General features: G+C 57.2%; 22 protein-coding genes. 5 read left to right on the top strand and 17 right to left on the bottom strand.

All coding sequences use genetic code 11. The annotated features are described in order from the left end of the window. Positions 1-44: 44 nt before the first annotated feature. From ACFIO0_RS01195 to ACFIO0_RS01165, 7 genes are all read right to left on the bottom strand, one after another. Complete coding sequence (locus ACFIO0_RS01195) at positions 45-821, bottom strand: SDR family oxidoreductase (RefSeq protein WP_390912818.1); 777 nt, start codon at positions 819-821, stop codon at positions 45-47. Positions 822-845: 24 nt separating this feature from the next. Next, positions 846-1,811 carry a calcium/sodium antiporter gene (locus tag ACFIO0_RS01190; protein ID WP_390912816.1) on the bottom strand — a complete coding sequence of 322 codons (966 nt, stop codon included), beginning with the start codon at positions 1,809-1,811 and terminating at the stop codon, positions 846-848. Beyond that, on the bottom strand, positions 1,812-1,979 hold the full coding sequence (locus ACFIO0_RS01185; protein ID WP_390912815.1) for a hypothetical protein: 168 nt from the start codon (positions 1,977-1,979) through the stop codon (positions 1,812-1,814). It abuts the gene before it with no gap. Between the two features lie 4 nt (positions 1,980-1,983). Further along, on the bottom strand, positions 1,984-2,781 hold the full coding sequence (locus ACFIO0_RS01180) for a S49 family peptidase (RefSeq protein ID WP_390912814.1): 798 nt from the start codon (positions 2,779-2,781) through the stop codon (positions 1,984-1,986). Between the two features lie 92 nt (positions 2,782-2,873). Then, positions 2,874-3,635, bottom strand: coding sequence for an ABC transporter permease (locus ACFIO0_RS01175; protein WP_390912813.1), 762 nt, complete (start codon positions 3,633-3,635; stop codon positions 2,874-2,876). After that, positions 3,632-4,561 carry an ATP-binding cassette domain-containing protein gene (locus ACFIO0_RS01170; protein ID WP_390912811.1) on the bottom strand — a complete coding sequence of 310 codons (930 nt, stop codon included), beginning with the start codon at positions 4,559-4,561 and terminating at the stop codon, positions 3,632-3,634. The genes ACFIO0_RS01175 and ACFIO0_RS01170 overlap by 4 nt, the downstream gene beginning before the upstream one ends. A gap of 80 nt (positions 4,562-4,641) precedes the next feature. Next, a complete protein-coding gene (locus ACFIO0_RS01165) occupies positions 4,642-5,157 on the bottom strand; it encodes an SRPBCC domain-containing protein (protein WP_390912810.1) in 516 nt (171 codons plus the stop codon). Positions 5,158-5,253: 96 nt separating this feature from the next. Between ACFIO0_RS01165 and ACFIO0_RS01160 the strand changes: the two genes are divergently transcribed. Beyond that, positions 5,254-6,231, top strand: coding sequence for an EamA family transporter (locus ACFIO0_RS01160; RefSeq protein WP_390912808.1), 978 nt, complete (start codon positions 5,254-5,256; stop codon positions 6,229-6,231). Here the strand turns inward: ACFIO0_RS01160 and ACFIO0_RS01155 are convergent. From ACFIO0_RS01155 to ribB, 4 genes are read right to left on the bottom strand one after another with little or no spacing between them, the layout of a single operon-like run. Continuing rightward, the gene (locus ACFIO0_RS01155; protein WP_390915267.1) at positions 6,218-7,186 is read right to left on the bottom strand and encodes a zinc-binding dehydrogenase; all 969 of its coding nucleotides are present in this window, start codon (positions 7,184-7,186) and stop codon (positions 6,218-6,220) included. The genes ACFIO0_RS01160 and ACFIO0_RS01155 overlap by 14 nt on opposite strands. A 16-nt stretch (positions 7,187-7,202) precedes the next feature. Further along, the gene (gene nusB, locus ACFIO0_RS01150; RefSeq protein ID WP_390912806.1) at positions 7,203-7,676 is read right to left on the bottom strand and encodes a transcription antitermination factor NusB; all 474 of its coding nucleotides are present in this window, start codon (positions 7,674-7,676) and stop codon (positions 7,203-7,205) included. Beyond that, complete coding sequence (locus ACFIO0_RS01145; protein ID WP_390912804.1) at positions 7,673-8,239, bottom strand: 6,7-dimethyl-8-ribityllumazine synthase; 567 nt, start codon at positions 8,237-8,239, stop codon at positions 7,673-7,675. The genes nusB and ACFIO0_RS01145 overlap by 4 nt, the downstream gene beginning before the upstream one ends. Then, positions 8,239-9,360: a 3,4-dihydroxy-2-butanone-4-phosphate synthase gene (gene ribB, locus ACFIO0_RS01140; protein ID WP_390912803.1), complete on the bottom strand. Its 1,122-nt coding sequence runs from the start codon at positions 9,358-9,360 to the stop codon at positions 8,239-8,241. The genes ACFIO0_RS01145 and ribB overlap by 1 nt, the downstream gene beginning before the upstream one ends. Before the next feature lie 129 nt (positions 9,361-9,489). Here ribB and ACFIO0_RS01135 point away from each other — a divergent pair, with 129 nt between their 5' ends. After that, a complete protein-coding gene (locus ACFIO0_RS01135) occupies positions 9,490-10,545 on the top strand; it encodes a proline racemase family protein (RefSeq protein WP_390912801.1) in 1,056 nt (351 codons plus the stop codon). Here the strand turns inward: ACFIO0_RS01135 and ACFIO0_RS01130 are convergent. Next, complete coding sequence (locus tag ACFIO0_RS01130; protein WP_390912799.1) at positions 10,542-11,129, bottom strand: riboflavin synthase; 588 nt, start codon at positions 11,127-11,129, stop codon at positions 10,542-10,544. The two genes, ACFIO0_RS01135 and ACFIO0_RS01130, sit on opposite strands and share 4 nt — an antisense overlap. A gap of 165 nt (positions 11,130-11,294) precedes the next feature. On the opposite strand from ACFIO0_RS01130, the gene ACFIO0_RS01125 reads away from it, so the two are divergent. The 3 genes from ACFIO0_RS01125 (at position 11,295) to ACFIO0_RS01115 (ending at position 15,881) form a co-directional block, all read left to right on the top strand. Then, positions 11,295-12,584 (top strand): capsule biosynthesis protein, encoded by a 1,290-nt coding sequence (locus ACFIO0_RS01125; RefSeq protein WP_390912798.1) that lies wholly within the window; start codon positions 11,295-11,297, stop codon positions 12,582-12,584. A 177-nt stretch (positions 12,585-12,761) separates the two neighbouring features. Beyond that, positions 12,762-13,856 (top strand): polysaccharide biosynthesis/export family protein, encoded by a 1,095-nt coding sequence (locus ACFIO0_RS01120; RefSeq protein ID WP_390915266.1) that lies wholly within the window; start codon positions 12,762-12,764, stop codon positions 13,854-13,856. Positions 13,857-13,913: 57 nt separating this feature from the next. Next, a complete protein-coding gene (locus ACFIO0_RS01115) occupies positions 13,914-15,881 on the top strand; it encodes a capsular polysaccharide biosynthesis protein (protein WP_390912796.1) in 1,968 nt (655 codons plus the stop codon). On the opposite strand, the gene ribD is transcribed toward ACFIO0_RS01115, so the two are convergent. The 5 genes from ribD to ACFIO0_RS01090 form a co-directional block, all read right to left on the bottom strand. Further along, on the bottom strand, positions 15,878-16,957 hold the full coding sequence (gene ribD, locus ACFIO0_RS01110) for a bifunctional diaminohydroxyphosphoribosylaminopyrimidine deaminase/5-amino-6-(5-phosphoribosylamino)uracil reductase RibD (RefSeq protein ID WP_390915265.1): 1,080 nt from the start codon (positions 16,955-16,957) through the stop codon (positions 15,878-15,880). The two genes, ACFIO0_RS01115 and ribD, sit on opposite strands and share 4 nt — an antisense overlap. Positions 16,958-16,980: 23 nt before the next feature. Then, positions 16,981-17,451: a transcriptional regulator NrdR gene (nrdR, locus tag ACFIO0_RS01105; RefSeq protein ID WP_390912795.1), complete on the bottom strand. Its 471-nt coding sequence runs from the start codon at positions 17,449-17,451 to the stop codon at positions 16,981-16,983. Between the two features lie 134 nt (positions 17,452-17,585). Continuing rightward, on the bottom strand, positions 17,586-18,014 hold the full coding sequence (locus ACFIO0_RS01100; RefSeq protein WP_390912794.1) for a secondary thiamine-phosphate synthase enzyme YjbQ: 429 nt from the start codon (positions 18,012-18,014) through the stop codon (positions 17,586-17,588). 38 nt (positions 18,015-18,052) lie between these two features. Continuing rightward, positions 18,053-18,451, bottom strand: a complete 399-nt coding sequence (locus tag ACFIO0_RS01095) for a hypothetical protein (RefSeq protein ID WP_390912793.1) — start codon at positions 18,449-18,451, stop codon at positions 18,053-18,055. Between the two features lie 51 nt (positions 18,452-18,502). Next, on the bottom strand, positions 18,503-18,901 hold the full coding sequence (locus ACFIO0_RS01090; protein WP_390912792.1) for a hypothetical protein: 399 nt from the start codon (positions 18,899-18,901) through the stop codon (positions 18,503-18,505). Positions 18,902-18,925: the final 24 nt, after the last annotated feature.

The following is an 18,925-nucleotide window of genomic DNA, read 5'->3' as shown; positions in this document are numbered from 1 at the left end:
TTGTAACTTACATTAACGCGGTGCAAAACTCTGCTCAAATGTACTCATTCTGTTCCGACCACGTCTGGTGTTTCCCATCCCAAGTGCTGCCCACCATCGACACACAGCAGCTGTCCGGTGACTGCGGGCGCGTCTAGCAGGTAGCCAACCGCGGCTGTGATGTCCGCAGGGTTTGATCCCCGTTGCAGCACAGTCGAGGCGCGTTGCTTGGCATAACCCGCCTCGCTTTGGTCCGCCCCTTTTAGCGTAGGACCGGGCCCAATTCCGTTAACCCTGATGGCAGGGGCCAAAGCACGCGCAGTGGTTTGTGTCATCGCCCACAGCGCAGCCTTGGCAATCGTGTAGGTCATGTATTGCGGGGTCAGTTTGCGCACGCGCTGGTCGATCATGTTGACGATCAGGCCGGACGCCACGGGTTCGCCGTTAACCACGTTCGGGGTCAAACCTTGGGCCGCCATCGCTTGGGTCAACACAAAGGGCGCGCGCAGGTTGCTGCCCATATGTTTGTCCCAACTGGCGCGGGTCGCGTTTGTCAGGCTGTCGTCCTCAAAGATCGAGGCGTTGTTAATCAGGCAGGTGATTGGCCCGCCCAACGCCTCGGCGGCGCGCGGTAGCAATGCTTGGGTCGCGTCCTCGTCCAACAGGTCAGCCTGCAACACGACGCCCTCGCCGCCCATGGCCGTGATCAAATCAACGGTGTCCTGCGCGCCAGCCTCTGAACTGGCGTAATGAACAGCAACGCTGTGCCCGCGAGACGCCAGATAAAGCGCGATTTCACGGCCCAAACGATGGCCTGCTCCTGTCACTAGACTGCGCGGCATTGTCAGGCTCCTTGAGGTCGAAAATTACATCAATACGACGGCCACATAGCACAGATATGCCAAGGTCAAGGCGATGCCCCAGCCCCGCGTTATGTCACGTGCAAAGTAGACAAATGGGGCCAGCAAAACCGACGCCCCCAGCATAACCCACAGATCAAACCGTAGGAAACCCGGATCAACCGGTATGGGCCCGACCAGCGACGCGATGCCGATAATTGCCAGCAGGTTGAACATGTTAGACCCGATGACATTGCCCAAGGCCACGTCCGCTTGGCGGCGCAATGCAGCCATGACAGTTGTGGCCAGTTCCGGCAGCGATGTCCCCACGGCCACCAGCGTCAGCCCGATCACCGTGTCGCTGATACCGTAGGTGCGCGCGATCATGCTGGCGTTATCGACCAACAAATCAGCGCCCAGCGGCAGGCCGATCAACCCTAGCCCAAGGAACATGCAAATGCGCCACCACGGCAAATTCGGGTCCGCACCTTCGACTTCTTCTTCGGCCTCGACCATGCAGGCCTGGCCCGCTTTGCGGTGGCGATGTGCGTCGCGAAACGCATCTGCCAAAACCAGCGACAAAGCCCCCAGCAATACGACGCCAGAAACCCAATCAAACACGCCGCGGAACGCCAGCACGATGAACATGACCGAGGCCGCCAGCATGTAGTTATAGGTTTTGCGCGTGTTGCATTCAGACGTGTGCATGGTCGCAAGGATCGCAGGAATACCCAGCACCATCAGTATGTTAGCCGTATTCGACCCAACGACATTCCCCAAGGCAAGGCCCGGTGCGTCATCCAAAATCGCCGAAATCGCGATCAATAATTCAGGCGCTGACGTGCCAAAAGCAACAATCGTCAGGCTGACAATCAACGCCGGCACACCAAGGCGCAGTGACAGGTTCACAGCGCCTTTGACCAATGCGTCCCCCGCCAAAAGCAGGATCACCAAGCCCAAACCGGACAGCAGCCATGGCGTCGCATTTTCCATTTAGGTGCGCCCTTTTCCGCAAGAACACGGCCCCTTGCCGATGCGGTACTTGCCACACCCGCTACATTTCGCCGAATTCATCCGCTTGCCGCCGATCCAATGCAGTTTTCCGAACATGCCAAGCACCGCGATGAACACCAAAAACAGCAGAACAATTTTGAAAATCATTAGCCTACAGTCCAAACTGGGCGTAGGCCGCCCGTTCTTCGATTGACGTCATGGCGTCAGTGGCCAGTTGCGCGCCAAATCGCGAAAAGAAGGGTTTTTTAACGCCGTAGCGGCGGACTTTGACGTTCTTGCCAAACCGCTCTGTCAGCATCGGTTTGATGTGGCCAATACCGTCGATCAAACCCAGCTCGATTGCGCGTTTGGCCAGCCAGACCTCGCCGGTGAACAGCTCTGTTTCTGTATCCAGCTTATCGCCGCGTCGCGTTGTAACGTGGTCGATGAAATTCTCGTGGATGTCGTTCAGCAAACCCTTGAGACGTTTGACGTCCGCAGGCTTTTCCGGGCTGAACGGGTCCAGCATCGATTTGGATTTACCGGCTGTGTAGACACGCCGTTCGACCCCTTGTTTGGCCAGCAATTCATGCGCGCCAAAGCCTGCGGAAATCACCCCGATCGACCCCACAACCGACGATGTGTCGGCGTAAATTTCGTCCGCAGCCACAGCCAACCAGTAACCACCCGAAGCGGCGACATCTTCGACAAAGGCGAGAACGGGGATGTTTTTTTCATCCGCCAAACGACGGATACGGGCGCCAATCAGCGACGACTGCACGGGGCTGCCACCGGGTGAATTCACCTCGAGCGCGACAGCGGCAGGTTTACCGCGCGAAAACGCTTTTTCGATCACACCTGCAAGGGCTTGGTCGTTCAACGCACCGCGTCCACCCGAGGCGATCACACCTTGCAGGCGGATCACAGCGACGGTGGGGTCAGATTTTACAAATGGGATAAAACGCTTCATTCAAAACCATTTAGATTGCAGCGGCGGTGCAAACAAGGGTCTGCGCCAAACCAGTTCCAAGTAGTGACCCGCCGTCACCCATTCCGGCACGACTATTGCCGGATACGCCAGCCCGTTTTAAAGATCCAGTATACCGCAAACAGACACAGGCCCGAGAACAGGCCAATGGCAAAAAGACTAGTCATTACAGGGACATCCTCGATTCCGAAAAACGCCCAGCGGAACCCAGAGATCAGGTAAACCACCGGATTAAACATCGATACGGTCTGCCAAAAGGGTGGCAGCATTGTGATCGAATAGAATGACCCGCCAAGGAACACCAACGGCGTTACAATCAGCAGTGGAACCAATTGAAGTTGTTCGAAATTCTTTGCCCAGATGCCGATGATAAAGCCAAACAGCGCAAAACTTATGCAGGTCAGGATCAGAAACGCGAACATCGCGATGGGGTGCTGGATGTCGATGCGGACAAAAAAGAACGAGGTGATCAGGATGATGATCCCGATAAACAGCGCCTTTGTGGCCGCAGCGCCAACGTAACCCAGAACGATTTCGAAAAAGCTGATGGGGGCAGAAAGCAATTCATAGATCGTCCCGATGAATTTCGGAAAATAGATGCCAAAAGACGCGTTGGAAATCGCCTGTGTCATCACTGTTAACATGATCAGACCGGGCACGATGAAGGCTGCGTAGCTGACGCCGTTTACCTCGTCGATACGACTGCCGATCGCCGCCCCGAAGACCACGAAATATAACGAGGTCGAGATGACAGGCGAGATCAAGCTTTGCAAAAACGTGCGGAAAAACCGTGACATTTCAAAGATATAGATAGCGCGAATGGCGGCCCAGTTCATGCTGCGTCCTCCTTGACCAAGGTCACAAAGATATCCTCGAGACTGCTTTGACGTGTCACCACATCGCGCAGGCTAAGCCCGACTTTTGCAACATCATTCAGCAATTGCGTGATGCCGGTGCGTTCGGCGTTGGTGTCGTAGGTGTAGATCAGCGCGTCTCCCGAAGGGCCCAGCGTCAGATCATAGCTGACAAGGCCATCCGGGATCGCAGAGAGCGGCGCTGTCAGTTGCACTTCCAGCTGCTTTTTTCCCATTTGCGCCATCAGTTTGGTCTTGTCCTCGACCAACAATAGCTCGCCGTTGGCGATAATCCCGACACGGTCGGCGATCGCTTCGGCCTCTTCGATGTAGTGCGTGGTCAGAATGATCGTGACGCCGTCAGCCTTTAGATCAGCAACGATGTCCCACATGTCTTTGCGCAACTCGACGTCGACGCCGGCGGTCGGTTCATCCAGAAACAAAACGCGTGGCTCATGCGCCAGCGCCTTGGCAATCAGCACGCGACGCTTCATCCCGCCCGATAGCTCTTTCAGCTGGCTGTTGCGTTTGTCGAACAATGACAGCTGTTTGAGGATTTTTTCGATCGCACCGATATCGCGCTTTTTGCCGAACAGTCCTTGCGAAAATTTCACCGTATTTATGACGGTCTCGAAAGGTTCCAGCGCCACTTCTTGGGGGACCAAACCGATCATGCGGCGGGCCGCGCGAAAGTCTGTGTTGATGTCGTGCCCACCGACTTTGATCTGACCGCTGGTCGCAGATGTGATGCCGCAAACGGTTGAAATCAAAGTGGTTTTACCCGCACCGTTGGGACCGAGCAGCGCGATGATCTCGCCTTGCTCGATCTGTAGGCTGACCCCTTTGAGGGCCTCAAACCCGCCTGCATAGGATTTGCGCAGGTCTTTGATGTCCAAAATTGGGGCCATGGTGTTCTCCGACAGAATTTGGATGAGGCTAGGATTTTGACGCGGTCGTGACCAGTGCACACACGCACACTGCTCGCGCGTTATTCTTTGCCAGTGAGGCGACCCAGCCAGCCTTTTTTCGGCGCGTCGTCTTCTGCCTCGGGGTCAATGTCTGCGGGCCCCTCAAGGTGAGTTTGCAGGTTGGTAAAGAACTGATCTGCCATTTTTTTGGCAAAGCCGTCGATGATACGACTGCCCAATTGCGCGAGTTTGCCGCCGACTTTGGCCTCGACATCATAGCTAAGCTCGGTGCCCCCTTCGGACGGTGCGATGCGCACTTCGGCCCCGCCTTTGGCAAATCCAGCAGCACCACCTTTGCCTTCGCCAGAAATCGTAAGCGATTGATTTTCAATCATATCCGACAGGGTCACTTGCCCTTTGAATGTCGCTTTTACAGGCCCGACTTTCTGCGTGACGCTGGCCTCAAACCCGTCTGCGGGTGATCCAGTGACCTCGGTCGCACCGGGCACACATTCCTTTAGAACATCCGGATTCAACAAAGCCGCGTAAACTTCGGCAGGCGTTGCTGCAATCTGGCGCGTGTCTGACATTTGCATCGGTGGGCTCCCTCTTGTCGCTAATTATCTCAGTCATACGCGCTGTGTTCACGGATGGCTATTGCCGAAATCGTTTGCTGTGATAGGGCTTGGGGCATGAACGCATCCCCCCAAAACAACGCAAACATCGGCATCCTGTTCGTTTTGGCAGGCGTTTTTTGCATTTCAATCAACGACATGTTCGTCAAACAGCTGTCGGGTGGCTACCCGCTGCACCAGATTGTTTTGGCGCGTTCGGGCATCGGGATTTTGTTCAGCATGATCTTTGTCCAACTCGAAGGTGGGCTGGGCATTTTGAAAACCAAGCAGCCGGGCCTGCACGCGGCGCGCGGTTTGCTGATTGTCGCATCGAACATGACGTTTTTTGTGGCGCTGGCCGCTTTGCCATTGGCGGATGCCACGGCACTTTTCTTTGCCGCGCCGCTGTTTATCACGCTGCTGTCGATCCCGATGCTGGGCGAAAAAGTCGGGCCATTGCGTTTGGGCGCGGTGGTGTTCGGGTTCATCGGCGTCATCATCATGCAACGCCCGTGGGAAGGCAGCGATAGCCTGGGGGCTTCGCGCATTGTTCTGCTGCTGCCCGTGATCGCCGCGCTGACCTATGCGATGAACCAAGTTTTGACCCGCAAATTGGGCGTCACGACCAAAGCATCTGCCCTTGCCGTGTACATCCAAGCCACGTTTATTGTTGTTTCTGTTGGGTTTTTCGTGATCGCAGGGGATGGCCGGTTTGCCGTCGGCAGCGACAGCCCATCGATCCAGTTTCTGTTGCGCCCGTGGATTATGCCGCCGCAATCCGACCTCTGGGTGTTCTTTGGATTGGGCGTGAATTCGGCCATCATCGGCTATTGCCTGTCCCAAGCCTACCGCATGGCGGACGCAGCAACCGTCGCCCCGTTTGAATACATCGGCCTGCCATTGGCCGTGTTTTGGGGCTGGATTATTTTCGCTGACCTGCCCGTCTGGGAGGTCTGGACCGGCATCGCCATGATCCTTGCCGCAGGGCTATTTGTGTTCCTACGCGAGAAACAAAAATCCCGCGCCGTGGCCCGTTACGGGATCAAGCGGCGCTGATTTCAACCACAACTTTGCCCGTCGCCTTGCGCGTGCGCAGTAAATCCAGCGCCTCGTTTGCCTGTTCCAACGGCAGCGTCGCGCTGACGTGTGGTTTGATTTTGCCAGCCACGTACCAGTCGATCAAAGTGGCAAAGCTGTCGGTCAGAACCTTTGGGTTCACACGGGCATAGCCGCCCCAATAGAACCCGATGATCGTCAGGTTTTTCACCAACAAATGGTTCGCCGGAATTTGCGGCACCTCGCCCGAGGCAAAGCCAAGCGGCAAAATGCGGGCCTCTGGATTACAGGCGCGCAGGGCTGCTTTGAACTGGTCGCCGCCAATCGGGTCGTACACCACGTCGGCCCCACCCAGCGCTTTGACCACGGCGCGGATGTCGTCGGTGTCCGAATTGATCAGATGATCGGCCCCTGCCGCTTTGCACACCGCCAATTTGTCGGCGCCGCGCGCGCAAGCGATGACCTCGGCCCCCATCAGTTTGCCCAGCTCAACCGCCGTAAGGCCAACGCCGCCCGATGCGCCAAGAACCAAAAGCCGTTCCCCCGGCTGCATCCGCGCCTTGTAATCCAACGCCACGTGGCTGGTGCCATAGGCAATCAAAAACGCGGCCGCATCGACGGTGTTCATGTCGTCTGGCAGTGGTACGCAAATTTCAGCGGGCAGTGCCGCGTACTCCGCAAGCCCGCCAAAACCGGAATACGATCCGACTTTTTGGCCGACTTTCAGATGGGTGACGCCCGCACCGACGGCTTGGATTGTGCCGCAAATTTCCATGCCGATGGTCGCGGGCAGCGGTGGTTTTTCTTGATAGGTGCCTTTGATGATCAGCGTGTCGCCAAAGTTCAAACCGCAGGTGTGGATTCGCACCAGAACTTCGCCCGCAGCGGCGGTCGGTTTGTCGATCTCGCGCATCTGCAATGGTTGACCGAGGTCCACAACTTGCATGGCACGCATCATCGATAACTCCTGGTTAAAAGGACTCTGGGCGCGCCTCGCGGGCCATGTGGTCCAGCACCGCGTTGACGAATTGCGCCTCTTTGCCTTCAGGCGCAAAGGCGCGGGCCACGTCAACGTATTCGGAAATCACCACCTTGGGCGGTGTGCTTTTATTGCCAAATTCAGCCCCTGCTGCGCGAAACAGGCCGCGCACGGTCGGGTCAATCCGGTCGATCTTCCATTTGGCAACCAGCGCACGGTCAGTCATTTGGTCAATCTGCGCTTGGTTTTCGACCGCGTCCTCTAGGATGCGCGTGAACAGATCGATGTCACCGTCGATCATTTCAGCACCCTCGTAGGTTTCGCCAAAACGATGATCAAGAAATTCGAGGCGCACTTGGTCCAATGTCTGGCTCGAGTGCTCCATCTGGAACAGCGCCTGCACCGCGTACAGCCGCGAGGCCGATTTCATCTTGCGCTTTTGATTGCCAGAAAGAGGAGTAGTCATGCTGTTGTGTTTCCGCCCGTGTTTTCAAATCCGGGATCGCCTGCCATCAGAATATTCTCTGACGGTGGTTTGAACCCGATGCCTTTGCCTTGGTTGCTCCACTTACGGGTGAGGGCAATCAGATGCAAGGCAGCTGCGGCCGCCCCGCCACCTTTGTTTTGATCGGCAGGATCAGCGCGGACTTCGGCCTGTTTGCGGTTCTCGACAGTCAGGATGCCATTGCCGATGCACAGCCCTTGCAGGCCCATCAATTGCAACGCGCGCGAGCTGTCATTGCACACGGTGTCGTAATGCGTGGTTTCGCCGCGAATGACACAACCCAATGCGACATAACCGTCAAAGTTTGACTGCCGGTCAGAGATGCTAATCGCTGTCGGAATTTCCAACGCGCCGGGCATTTCGACCAGATCCCACGTGGCACCTGCCGCCTCGAGTTCGGCCTTGGCCCCCGCGATCATGTTGTCGGCGATGTCTTTGTAATAGGGCGACACGACGATCAGGATCTTGACCGGTTTGACAAAGCTGGGGCGCTCTAGAATGTGGTGTTGTTCGGCGGATGCCATCAGGTGTCTCCCATAATCGGACGGGTGCCCGTGATTTCCAAATCATAGGCGTCAAGACCCACATAGGTGGTCAGCGGGCTGTCTGTAAGAAGCACCAGTTTGGTCAGGCCCAATTTCGCCAGCATTTGTGCGCCAAGGCCGGTGTTTTTCACAACCTTCGGGCCGTCCTCGTCCGAGCCGAACAATGCCTTGCGCGGCTGGCGGAACAGGCAGACAACGCCGCGCCCTTCAGCGGCGATGATCTCCATCGCGCGGGGCAATTCGCCGACGGATTTAGGGCCAAGACCCAAGATGTCGGACACAGCGTTCAGCGCGTGGGTGCGCACCAAAACCGGCTCGTGCGTGGTGATGTCGCCTTTGGACAGCACAACGTGTTCGATGCCATAGGTCTGGTCGGTAAAGATGCGCATGTCCCAATCGCCGCCATGCTCAGATGTGACGGTGCGCGCATCGGTTTCAACAACCAGATTGTCATAGCGACGGCGGTAGGCGATCAGATCGCTGATGGTGCCGATTTTCAGCCCGTGTTCAGCCGCGTACTCGATCAAGTCAGGCAAGCGCGCCATTTCGCCGTCAGGACGCATGATTTCGCAGATAACCGAGCTGGGATAATGCCCCGCCAAACGCGACACATCGCAGCCAGCCTCGGTGTGACCGGCGCGCACCAACACGCCGCCCTGACGCGCGCGCAGTGGAAATACGTGACCCGGTGTGGCGATGTCAGCGGCCGTTTTGTCGGGGTCAATCACAGTGGCCACAGTCAGCGCACGATCACCCGCAGAAATGCCGGTGCTGACGCCTTCGCGCGCCTCAATCGACACGGTGAACGCGGTTTCGTGGCGCGACGAGTTGTGCATCGCCATCATCGGCAGGCCCAGTTCCTCGATCCGCTCGGCAGGCAAGGTCACGCAGATCAAACCACGCCCATGGGTTGCCATGAAATTCACCGCCGCAGGGTCGGCAAACGCAGAAGGGATCACCAGATCGCCTTCGTTTTCGCGGTCCTCGTGATCGACCAGAATAAACATGCGCCCGTCGCGGGCTTCGGCGATGATCTCTTCGATCGGGGAAATCGCGTTTGCCAAGTCCAACTCGACCGGTCCGGGTGTCTCAAAGCTCATATCGGTGCCTCATTGCAGAATCTCCTGTGCCTTAAACCATAGACCGCCCCAAGGCCAGATGAACGCCGCGACCCTCTGGACCTTGTGGGCCACATCGCACTACGGTTTTGGCACCCAAAGGATAGGCTTATGCGCACGAACCGATTGATCCATGTTGTTGAGGCCCACGCCGAGGGCGAACCCGGGCGCGTGATTACCGGCGGCATGCCCACGCTGCCCGGCAATTCGGTGTTTGAGCAGATGCAATTCATGCAGGCCAATCACGACGACATTCGCCTGTTCATGCTGCAAGAACCGCGCGGGCATCCGGCCTTGTGTTGCAATGTTTTGGTGCCGCCCAACCACCCTGCTGCAGACGCGGGATTCATCGTGATGGAACAGACAGAGTATCCGCCAATGTCGGGTTCTAACCTGATATGCGTCACGACAGTTCTGCTCGAAACCGGCATTTTGCCGATAGTGGAACCTGTGACCGAACTGGTGTTGGAATCCCCCGCAGGCCTGATCAACGTGCGCGCGGATTGCAGAGACGGCAAAGTCACGCGCGTGACCTTTCGCAACGTGCCAGCCTTTGCGATGCATCTGGACCGCGAAATCGACGTGGCGGGATACGGCAAGATCACCGTCGATGTGGCGTGGGGGGGCATGTTTTTTGTCATCGCGGACGTCGCGCAATTCGGGATCGATGTGGCACCTGAAAACGGCGCAGACCTTGTGCGCGCAACCGAAGCGATCCGTCACGCTGCCGCCCAACAGTTGCCCGTGGTACACCCCGAAAACCCGGACATCACAGGGCCGACAATTGGCAATCTGATGGTGAAACACGAAAAATGTGCATCAGGCTTGGGCGCGATCACGGTGTCCACCGGCCCCTACGACCCTGCGCGCCCGAACGCGTTGACGGGCGTTCTAGACCGATCGCCCTGCGGCACCGGCACCTGCGCCAAAATGGCCGTTTTGCACGCCAAAGGGCTGCTGGATGTCGGTGTGGATTACGTGAACGCAGGCCCGATGGGCACGACATTTACCTGCCGGATCGAGGAACGAACCAAAGTCGGGAATTACGACGCGATCATCCCCACCCTTTCGGGCCAAGGCTGGATCTACGGCACCGCGCAATACATGCGCGACCCCAGCGACCCGTTCCCGAATGGCTACAAAATCGGTGACATTTGGGGGGCTTAGCCCGCCTCTGCCAATCGCGCCACGTAGCGCGCCAGCGTGTCGATTTCCAAATTAACCTGATCGCCGGTTTTCACGTCACCCCACGTGGTCATTTCTTTGGTGTGGGGAATGAAATTGATGCCAAAGATGTCGCCTTGGACCTCGTTGACCGTCAGCGATGTGCCGTTCAACGCAACCGATCCTTTGGATGCGATGAATTTCGACAATACTGCGGGCGCGCGCAATTGCACGCGCGTGCTGTCACCCTCATCGACCATGCTGACGACCTCGGCGACACCGTCCACGTGACCGGACACAATGTGGCCGCCCAATTCATCGCCAACTTTTAACGCGCGTTCCAGATTGACCCGTTTTCCGATCTCCCAGGCGTTGACATTCGTGATGCCAACCGTCTCGGCGCTGATCTGCACATCGTACCAATCGGGGCCCAGATCGACCACAGTCAGGCACACCCCGTCCGAGGCGATGGACGCGCCCATATCGATACCATTGGTGTCATAGCTGGTCTGAATGCGCGCGCGCAAATCACCCTCTTTGATCAAATTGGTGATGGTGCCGATGTCGGTGACGATACCTGTGAACATTGCGCTCTCCGTGCTGTGATACTGGTGAGGTAGCGGGCGGGTTGCCGTCTGACAAGTCCTCACGAATTTTTCATAAACTTGCATCATTGTGTCCAGACGACATACTTTAGCCCAGTTTCAGGATCATTGTTGATCAAGGTTTAGATCGTTTGTCAGGGTAGTCAGGTGCTAGATTCACCACATCAGCGGGTCTTTTTGTTCCTTCAGGGACCACATGGGCCATTTTTCCACCGTCTTGGGCGTATGCTGCGCAAGGCCGGGGCCGAGGTGTGGCGCGTTGGATTTAACGCAGGTGATCGTGCATTCTGGTTTCATCCGCGCAGCTACATCCCCTTTCGCGGCAGTGCGGAGCAATGGCCAGATACATTTTCCGCGCTGATCGAGGAAAAAGGTGTCACGGACATCGTGCTCTACGGCGACACCCGCCCGATCCACGCCCAAGCTGTGGCCGAGGCTAAGGCGCGCGGCATCGGTGTTCACGTTTTCGAAGAAGGCTATATGCGCCCGTTTTGGGTGACCTACGAACGTGGCGGCACCAACGGCAATTCGCGCCTGATGGATATGTCGATCGCCCAGATGCAAGAGGCATTGGCCCAATCAGACATGGACGCACCGCTGCCCCCTGCCCGTTGGGGCGACATGCGCCAGCACATCTTTTACGGCGCGCTGTACCATTGGTTTGTGATGTTTCGAAACGGGCATTACCGCAATTTTCGCCCACACCGCAGTATGACTGTGACCAAAGAATTCCAGCTGTATTTGCGCCGGTTGCTGTTGATGCCCTTGCAGGCGATTGACCGGCGTGTGGCGACCCTGCGGATCAAATATGGTGGCTTTCCCTATCATTTGGCGCTGCTGCAACTGGAACACGACAGCAGTTTTCAGATGCATTCGCCGTTCGACACAATGCCCGACTTCCTGGAGGTCGTGATCGAAGGCTTTGCCGCGGGCGCGCCGCGTCATCACCATCTGGTGTTCAAGGCCCACCCGCTCGAAGATGGGCGTGTGCCAGTGCGCCGCTCCATTCGTCAACTGGCCCGAAAACACGGTGTTCTTGATCGCGTGCATTACGTGCGTGGCGGTAAACTGGCGCAGTTGATGAACGATGCACGCACTGCCGTGACCGTAAATTCAACCGCAGGCCAGCAGGTTTTATGGCGTGGTATTCCGCTGAAAGTGTTCGGCAAAGCCGTCTACAACCAGCCGGAATTCGTCTCTGATCAGCCATTACCGCAGTTTTTCAAAGGGGCCACCCGCCCCGATCACAAAGCCTACAAAGATTACCGCCGCTATCTGTTGGAAACCAGCCAATTGCCCGGCGGATTTTATTCAGCGCGCGCACGGCGTCAATTGTTGCGCCAAGTCGTCGACATGATGCTGTCACCCGAAGACCCCTATGATGCGTTAAAATCAGGAACAGCGGCGCCAAGGCAACAGTTGCGTGTTGTGACGTAAGTGACACAAGCCCTAGCGGTAGTAATTTAATATAAATTACGCTAGCTTGAACCAAATCACGTCAGAAAACTGGCGGATACCCTCGGGAAAAACTCGGGGACATGAGGCAGAACAAGAATAGGTCGAGGAGACCGAGCAGTGATCTTCAATGGTTTTCGGTGGGCGCGCCCCATCGCGATGATTGCGGCCTTGGCCGTTGTTTCATCTTGTGGTCTTCCGCAGGTTGGCCCCAACAAACGCCAGATTTACAAGGGCTCCGTGCAACAAGAGGGCGACGCGTTCATCGTGTCCGTCAACGACCGTGTGACACGGGCGACGGCGATAACGCCAGCCTTGGGATTTAGCACCGCCTTCAAAAATGCAGGCACGCTGGGGTCAGACACGATCCGGCCCGGCGACGTTTTGGGCCTGACGGTCTGGGAAAACGTCGACGACGGTTTGCTGTCGGACACAGGCACAAGTGCGACGATCCTCGAAGAGGTTCAGGTCGACGGCGCGGGCTTTATCTTTGTCCCTTACGCCGGTCGCATTCGCGCAGCAGGCAACACGCCAGACGCCATTCGCCGCATCATCACCGCCAAACTGGCCGACCAAACCCCTGATCCACAGGTGCAAGTGCGCCGGGTTGCAGGTGACGGTTCGACCGTTTCATTGGTTGGCTCCATCGGTGGCCAAGGCGTGTTCGCGATTGAACGACCCACGCGCACCCTGTCCACAATGCTGGCACGCGCAGGCGGCATCACGATCCAGCCAGAAATCGCGCAAGTCACTGTTATTCGTGGTAAAGAGCGTGGGAAAATCTGGTTCCAGGACCTGTATGACCACCCAGAATTGGACATCGCATTGCGCGCTGGCGACCGCATTTTGGTCGAGGAAGACACCCGTGCCTTCACCGCATTGGGCGCAACCGGCGGCCAAGCCCGCGTCCCATTCGAAAGCCAGAACTTGTCCGCACTCGAAGCCATCGCACAGGTTGGCGGTTTGTCTGCGGCCTCTGCCGATCCAACCGGCATTTTTGTGTTCCGCAACGAACCGGCCGAAGTCGCAAACATCGTGATGGGCCGCGACGATCTGCAAGGCGCACAACGCCTCGTTTATGTGCTCGACCTGACGCAACCCAACGGCATGTTCATGGCGCGTGATTTTGTGATCCGCGACTCTGACACGCTGTACGTCACCGAGGCTCCGTTCACGCAATGGAACAAAGCGATCTCTGCTTTGACGGGTTCGGCAACGTCGGTGAACGCGCTGTCTTCCCTCGCCGGGAACTAATCGCCCGTGGCGCTAGGCCCCGAAATTTCGAGCGCCGGTCCTGAAAAGGATCGGCGTTTGTTTGTCTACAACGGTGGTTTTCTGACCCAGTCGCGGGTTCGCCGCATTTTAGCCCTGTCAGGATACCGCGTCTCTTTGGGCGTGCCGTGCGAAGGCGACGTTGTGGGCGTTTGGGGCAATAGCCCGACCGCCCATCGCGGCGAAGCAATCGCGGCAAAACGCAGCGCACCAATTGTGCGGATCGAGGATGCTTTTTGGCGATCCTTACACCCGGGACGCGCATCAAAATCACCCCCTTTGGGGTTGATGATCGACACGTCGGGCCTTCATTTTGACCCGTCCAAGCCTTCGGATCTGGAAAAAATCCTTGCTCATGAACCGCTTGATGACACCGCCCTACTAAATCGCGCCCGTGGGTTGATCGCGCGCATGCAAGAGGCGCATCTGACCAAATATTCGGCCATCGACATGAATGAAACCGCCCCCGCGCCCGGGTATGTTTTGGTGATCGATCAAACATTTGCAGACGCGTCCGTGCGTGCCAGTGGCGGCGATCGAAATCGGTTCCTGGAGATGCTGTTTGTCGCGCAAGACGAAAACCCTGGTGCGCGGATTTTGATCAAAACCCATCCAGAAACAGCACAAGGCTTGCGGCACGGATATTTCACCCCCGCTGACCAAAACGGCCAGATCGACTTTTGCGACACAGCCATCAGCCCTTGGGTCCTGTTTGAGGGCGCAACCCGCGTCTACACCGTGTCTTCGCAAATGGGTTTTGAGGCAATTTTTGCAGGCCATCGCCCTCGCCTGTTTGGCCAACCTTTTTACGCAGGGTGGGGATTAACGGACGACGAATTCCCCGTCCAACGCCGTCAACGCAGCCTGACCCGCGCGCAATTATTTGCAGGCGCAATGATGCTCTATCCAAAATGGTACGATGTGCACGAAGACCGGCTTGCCAGCCCCGAAGAGGCCGCCGAAGCCCTGATCGCCCAAACCAGAAGTTGGCGCAGCGATCACCAAGGCTGGGTCGCAAGCGGCATGCGCCTGTGGAAACGCGCGCCATTGCAAAAGGTTTTTGGCCACCACAAGCATATGATTTTTCAGGATGATCCAGCACAAGCCCGATTGACCCAACGCCCGTGGATGGTGTGGGCCGGCAAGGCTGAGGTCGGACATCATGATGCTGTACGGGTCGAGGACGGCTTTATTCGATCACGTGGATTGGGCGCCGAACTTGTCCCGCCGCTGTCTTTGGTCACGGATGATTTGGGCATTTATTATGATCCGGCACGCCCGTCGCGATTGGAAAAACTGATCGCTGAACGCGAGGTTTTGCGCCCTGATCAACACCTGCGGGCCGAAACGTTGATGCGCACGTTAACCACGCAAGGGATCAGCAAATATAACTTGGGTGGCGAAACACCTGCCCTGCCGCAAGGCACGCGCGTTTTGGTCGTTGGGCAAGTCGAAAACGACGCATCGATCCGCTGTGGCGCTGGCGACATTGCAACCAACCGCGGGTTGCTAGCGGCGGCGCGCGGCGCACATCCAGACGCCGTGTTGATCTACAAACCACACCCCGACGTCGAAGCAGGATTACGGGACGGCGCGTTTGATGCAACCGATTTGGCAGACGTCATAGCCACGCAGGCAGACATCTCGGCCTTACTGAGCGAAGTGCAAGAGCTCTGGACGATGACCTCGCTTACGGGGTTTGAGGCGCTCTTGCGCGGGGTCAAAGTCGTCACAACCGGCGCGCCGTTTTACGCAGGCTGGGGGCTAACAACAGATCACGGCGACGTCCCGCCACGGCGACGCGCACAGCCTAGCTTGGCCGGATTGGTCCATGCCACTCTCATCGATTACCCACGATATTTTGACCCCAAAACAGGGTTGGCTTGCACCGTCGAGGTCGCAGTCAAACGTTTGGAAACAGGCGATATTCCGCACCCAAACGCACTCAACAGATTGATGTCAAAAGCCCAAGGTGCTTTTGCATCTTACGCGCACCTTTGGCGTTAAACTTCGGTTGTCCTGATCCAAATACTCAAAATATCCGGCCCCACAGCACGCGATTCTTTCAATGTGAAACGTCGTGCCAGAGCCAGCTGGGATAGCCCAAGCGCGCCAACGCTTGGCAACCCTTCGGCCCCGATTGTCAGCCCCGCAGTAAACCCGATCAGCTGATCAACTAGGTCCGCTTCGATCAAAGACGCGGCCAATGCACTGCCGCCTTCGCAAAAAATTCGCGTCAATCCATGCCCACCTAGCTGGGCCAAAATGTCTTCGGGATCCAGATGCATTCCACGCGCGCGGCAGCGCAGCATCACGGCCCCCAGATCGGCCCAAGTGCGCACCAAAGTTGGATCAGCGTCTGCACCATGGCACAAAATCAGCGGAATTTCCTTTGCCGTGCGGGCCAGTTGCCCCATCAGTGGCAGATCGAGACGTCGCGAAATCACGATACGTGTGGGTTGATGCGTTACGCCCAAATCCCGCACGGTCAGCGACGGATCATCGTGACGCGCAGTGCCACCGCCCACCATCACAGCATCGTGGCGCGCCCGCATCGCATGCACCACGCGCCGCGCATCTGGCCCGGTGATCCATTGGCTTTCGCCCGTTCCCGTCGCAATACGTCCATCAAAGCTCGATGCGATTTTCAGCGTCACCATGGGCCGGCCCATCACCGTGCGCCGCAAGAATCCGTCATGATCTTCAAACGCCAGATCGCCAAGGATGCCTGTTTCGACGGTGATCCCAGCGTCGCGCAACATCTGTGTGCCTAGGCCATTCACGCGCGGGTCACTGTCAGAAATCGCAATCACAACGCGCCCAACGCCGGCATCGATCAGTGCCTGTGCACAGGGCGGCGTTTTGCCGTGATGGGCGCAAGGTTCAAGCGAAACATAGACATCTGCGCCACGTGCGGCATCGCCAGCTTGGGCCAACGCCACCACTTCAGCATGCGGACGACCACCCGGTTGGGTCCAGCCCCGCCCGACAATCCGACCGCCTGAAACGATCACGCACCCCACGGCAGGGTTGGGCCAGGTGCGACCCATCCCGCGCCGCCCTAACGAAAGGGCCAGCGCCATGTAGCGGGTGTCACCCCTTACGCTCACTCGTCTTGGGATGTTTCTGGTGGACGAAGCTCTTGAACGAACTTGTCGAAATCATCCGCTGCCTGGAAGTTTTTGTAAACGGATGCAAAGCGCACGTAGGCCACTGTGTCGATCCGGCTTAGCGCTTCCATCGCGATTTCGCCGATCTGCTTAGAGCCGATGTCCGTTTCGCCCATGCTTTCCAGTCGACGCACGATGCCAGAAATCATCTGATCAATCCGTTCCGGATCGATCGGGCGTTTCTGCAACGAAATGCGAATGGAGCGTTCCAGCTTGTCGCGATCAAAGTCTTCGCGTTTGCCGTTGGTTTTGATCACCACGAGATCGCGCAATTGCACGCGTTCATACGTCGTAAATCGCCCGCCGCATGCGGGGCAAAACCGGCGACGGCGGATGGATACGTGATCCTCCGCTGGACGGCTGTCTTTTACTTGAGTGTCGATATTTCCACAAAATGGGCAGCGCATAGGCCGGTCCCCTTTTTTAACTGTCCCGCCTGATTGTGGGGTTAAGGCCCCACTTATCCACAGTTATAGGGTAACCGCTACACTTTGGGTAGAGGAGAAATATGACCGCAAAATAAGCCCTTAGATGCTGGCTCTCATTTGATGCGCGAAGTCTCGCTGAAATACCCAGCCACATTTCGATCATGAGGGTGGTTACGATGTTCGAAAATGTAAATTCCTTGCCACATCCCGAGCCGCAGTTTCCCTTGCATAACCGGAATTTGCAGGCTGACAGGCATCATCGCTGCTTTGATGTGGGCGGGCATGTCATCGGGGCCCTCGTAGGTGTGCCTAAGGTAGGCCATCGACGGATCACTGCTGGGCGGCACGAGCCGCGAAAAGAACGCCTGCAAATCGGTTTGCACCTCGGGATCAGCGTTTTCCTGGATCAGCAGCGATGCGGAGGTGTGTTGGATCATGAGTGTCAGCAAACCGTCGGCACGCCCGCTTATCCACCCACGCACATCGTCGGTGATTTCGTACAAGCCAGCGCCGTTTGTTCTCATTTGAAATGTTGTATGCATGCCGTTAAAATGCCGCTGGATGCGCAATCGTTCAAGCGCTACTTCGTCGAACGTGTAAATGCATCGCGGCAAAAACTGCGGCCTTTGCGAGATTTCAATGTCGCTCCGGGCTGGTCCACACTCAGCGTCAAGGACGCGATTGGTGGCGGTAATCCGGCTGGGTCAGTGGTGAACACGACACCTTTGTAGCCCTGCGCCGTTTTTGCGGGTCCACGCGGGCTGCGCACATACAGCGCGATCAAATCGGAACGCCCCTGACGCGCCTCGTTATAGCTGGCCGCGGCGCACCAGAAATCTGCCGCCCCCATGGATTGGGTTTCGATGACTTCGAAATCGGTGGCGTTGATCGTGTTGATCGTTAGCCCGCTCTGCTCACCAAGCGTGTCAGACATGGCCAGCGATGGCACCATCAGGGCCGCTGTGATCAGATACCGCATAAATTGATCCTCCTGCCCAAGGAGATAGGGCAAGAGGTCGCAAAGTCATGCCTATCGCGAATTCGTGATCCGCGCGTCGTAGCAGAATTGATAAGCATGATCGACGGACAGGTTCGCCCCGAGCTGCCGCAGCGAGGCCCCGACAATAGACACGCTTTTGCCTTGTGTGCCGTTCGCATCAAGGCTGAACGTGACCGGGCCGGATGTCGACGTGCGTGGCTCTGTGATGTAAATGCGGCTTGTGCCAGACGCCCCAAGCACGTCTTGGGCGTAATCAGATGCAGCGCACCACATGCCGCGCGCGCCATAATCGCCGCCTGAACTGATCTGGAACGCATTGTTCAAAGCGGGCGTCACGTCGACACGGTTTTCAGCGCGAAATGTTTGTGCGACAGCCGGGACTGCTGCAAGTGCAACAACGGCTGCCATCGTAAGGGTTTTGTGAAACATGATAGTATCCTTTGATCAATGAGG

The organism is Pseudosulfitobacter sp. SM2401 (assembly GCF_042932805.1).
Lineage (GTDB): Bacteria > Pseudomonadota > Alphaproteobacteria > Rhodobacterales > Rhodobacteraceae > Ascidiaceihabitans.
This window is presented reverse-complemented; position numbering and strand designations above follow the sequence as displayed.

What these genes read in the sequence shown, in the direction of transcription:
- ACFIO0_RS01090 (WP_390912792.1), bottom strand. Translation starts at nt 18,901, where the DNA reads ATGTTTCACAAAACCCTTACGATGGCAGCCGTTGTTGCACTTGCAGCA.
- ACFIO0_RS01195 (WP_390912818.1), bottom strand. Translation starts at nt 821, where the DNA reads ATGCCGCGCAGTCTAGTGACAGGAGCAGGCCATCGTTTGGGCCGTGAA.
- nrdR (WP_390912795.1), bottom strand. Translation starts at nt 17,451, where the DNA reads ATGCGCTGCCCATTTTGTGGAAATATCGACACTCAAGTAAAAGACAGC.
- ACFIO0_RS01180 (WP_390912814.1), bottom strand. Translation starts at nt 2,781, where the DNA reads ATGAAGCGTTTTATCCCATTTGTAAAATCTGACCCCACCGTCGCTGTG.
- ACFIO0_RS01175 (WP_390912813.1), bottom strand. Translation starts at nt 3,635, where the DNA reads ATGAACTGGGCCGCCATTCGCGCTATCTATATCTTTGAAATGTCACGG.
- ribD (WP_390915265.1), bottom strand. Translation starts at nt 16,957, where the DNA reads ATGGCGCTGGCCCTTTCGTTAGGGCGGCGCGGGATGGGTCGCACCTGG.
- ACFIO0_RS01135 (WP_390912801.1), top strand. Translation starts at nt 9,490, where the DNA reads ATGCGCACGAACCGATTGATCCATGTTGTTGAGGCCCACGCCGAGGGC.
- ACFIO0_RS01120 (WP_390915266.1), top strand. Translation starts at nt 12,762, where the DNA reads ATGATTGCGGCCTTGGCCGTTGTTTCATCTTGTGGTCTTCCGCAGGTT.
- ACFIO0_RS01145 (WP_390912804.1), bottom strand. Translation starts at nt 8,239, where the DNA reads ATGGCATCCGCCGAACAACACCACATTCTAGAGCGCCCCAGCTTTGTC.
- ACFIO0_RS01165 (WP_390912810.1), bottom strand. Translation starts at nt 5,157, where the DNA reads ATGCAAATGTCAGACACGCGCCAGATTGCAGCAACGCCTGCCGAAGTT.
- ACFIO0_RS01185 (WP_390912815.1), bottom strand. Translation starts at nt 1,979, where the DNA reads ATGATTTTCAAAATTGTTCTGCTGTTTTTGGTGTTCATCGCGGTGCTT.
- ACFIO0_RS01190 (WP_390912816.1), bottom strand. Translation starts at nt 1,811, where the DNA reads ATGGAAAATGCGACGCCATGGCTGCTGTCCGGTTTGGGCTTGGTGATC.
- ACFIO0_RS01095 (WP_390912793.1), bottom strand. Translation starts at nt 18,451, where the DNA reads ATGCGGTATCTGATCACAGCGGCCCTGATGGTGCCATCGCTGGCCATG.
- ACFIO0_RS01155 (WP_390915267.1), bottom strand. Translation starts at nt 7,186, where the DNA reads ATGCGTGCCATGCAAGTTGTGGACCTCGGTCAACCATTGCAGATGCGC.
- ACFIO0_RS01160 (WP_390912808.1), top strand. Translation starts at nt 5,254, where the DNA reads ATGAACGCATCCCCCCAAAACAACGCAAACATCGGCATCCTGTTCGTT.
- ACFIO0_RS01170 (WP_390912811.1), bottom strand. Translation starts at nt 4,561, where the DNA reads ATGGCCCCAATTTTGGACATCAAAGACCTGCGCAAATCCTATGCAGGC.
- ACFIO0_RS01100 (WP_390912794.1), bottom strand. Translation starts at nt 18,014, where the DNA reads ATGCATACAACATTTCAAATGAGAACAAACGGCGCTGGCTTGTACGAA.
- nusB (WP_390912806.1), bottom strand. Translation starts at nt 7,676, where the DNA reads ATGACTACTCCTCTTTCTGGCAATCAAAAGCGCAAGATGAAATCGGCC.
- ACFIO0_RS01130 (WP_390912799.1), bottom strand. Translation starts at nt 11,129, where the DNA reads ATGTTCACAGGTATCGTCACCGACATCGGCACCATCACCAATTTGATC.
- ribB (WP_390912803.1), bottom strand. Translation starts at nt 9,360, where the DNA reads ATGAGCTTTGAGACACCCGGACCGGTCGAGTTGGACTTGGCAAACGCG.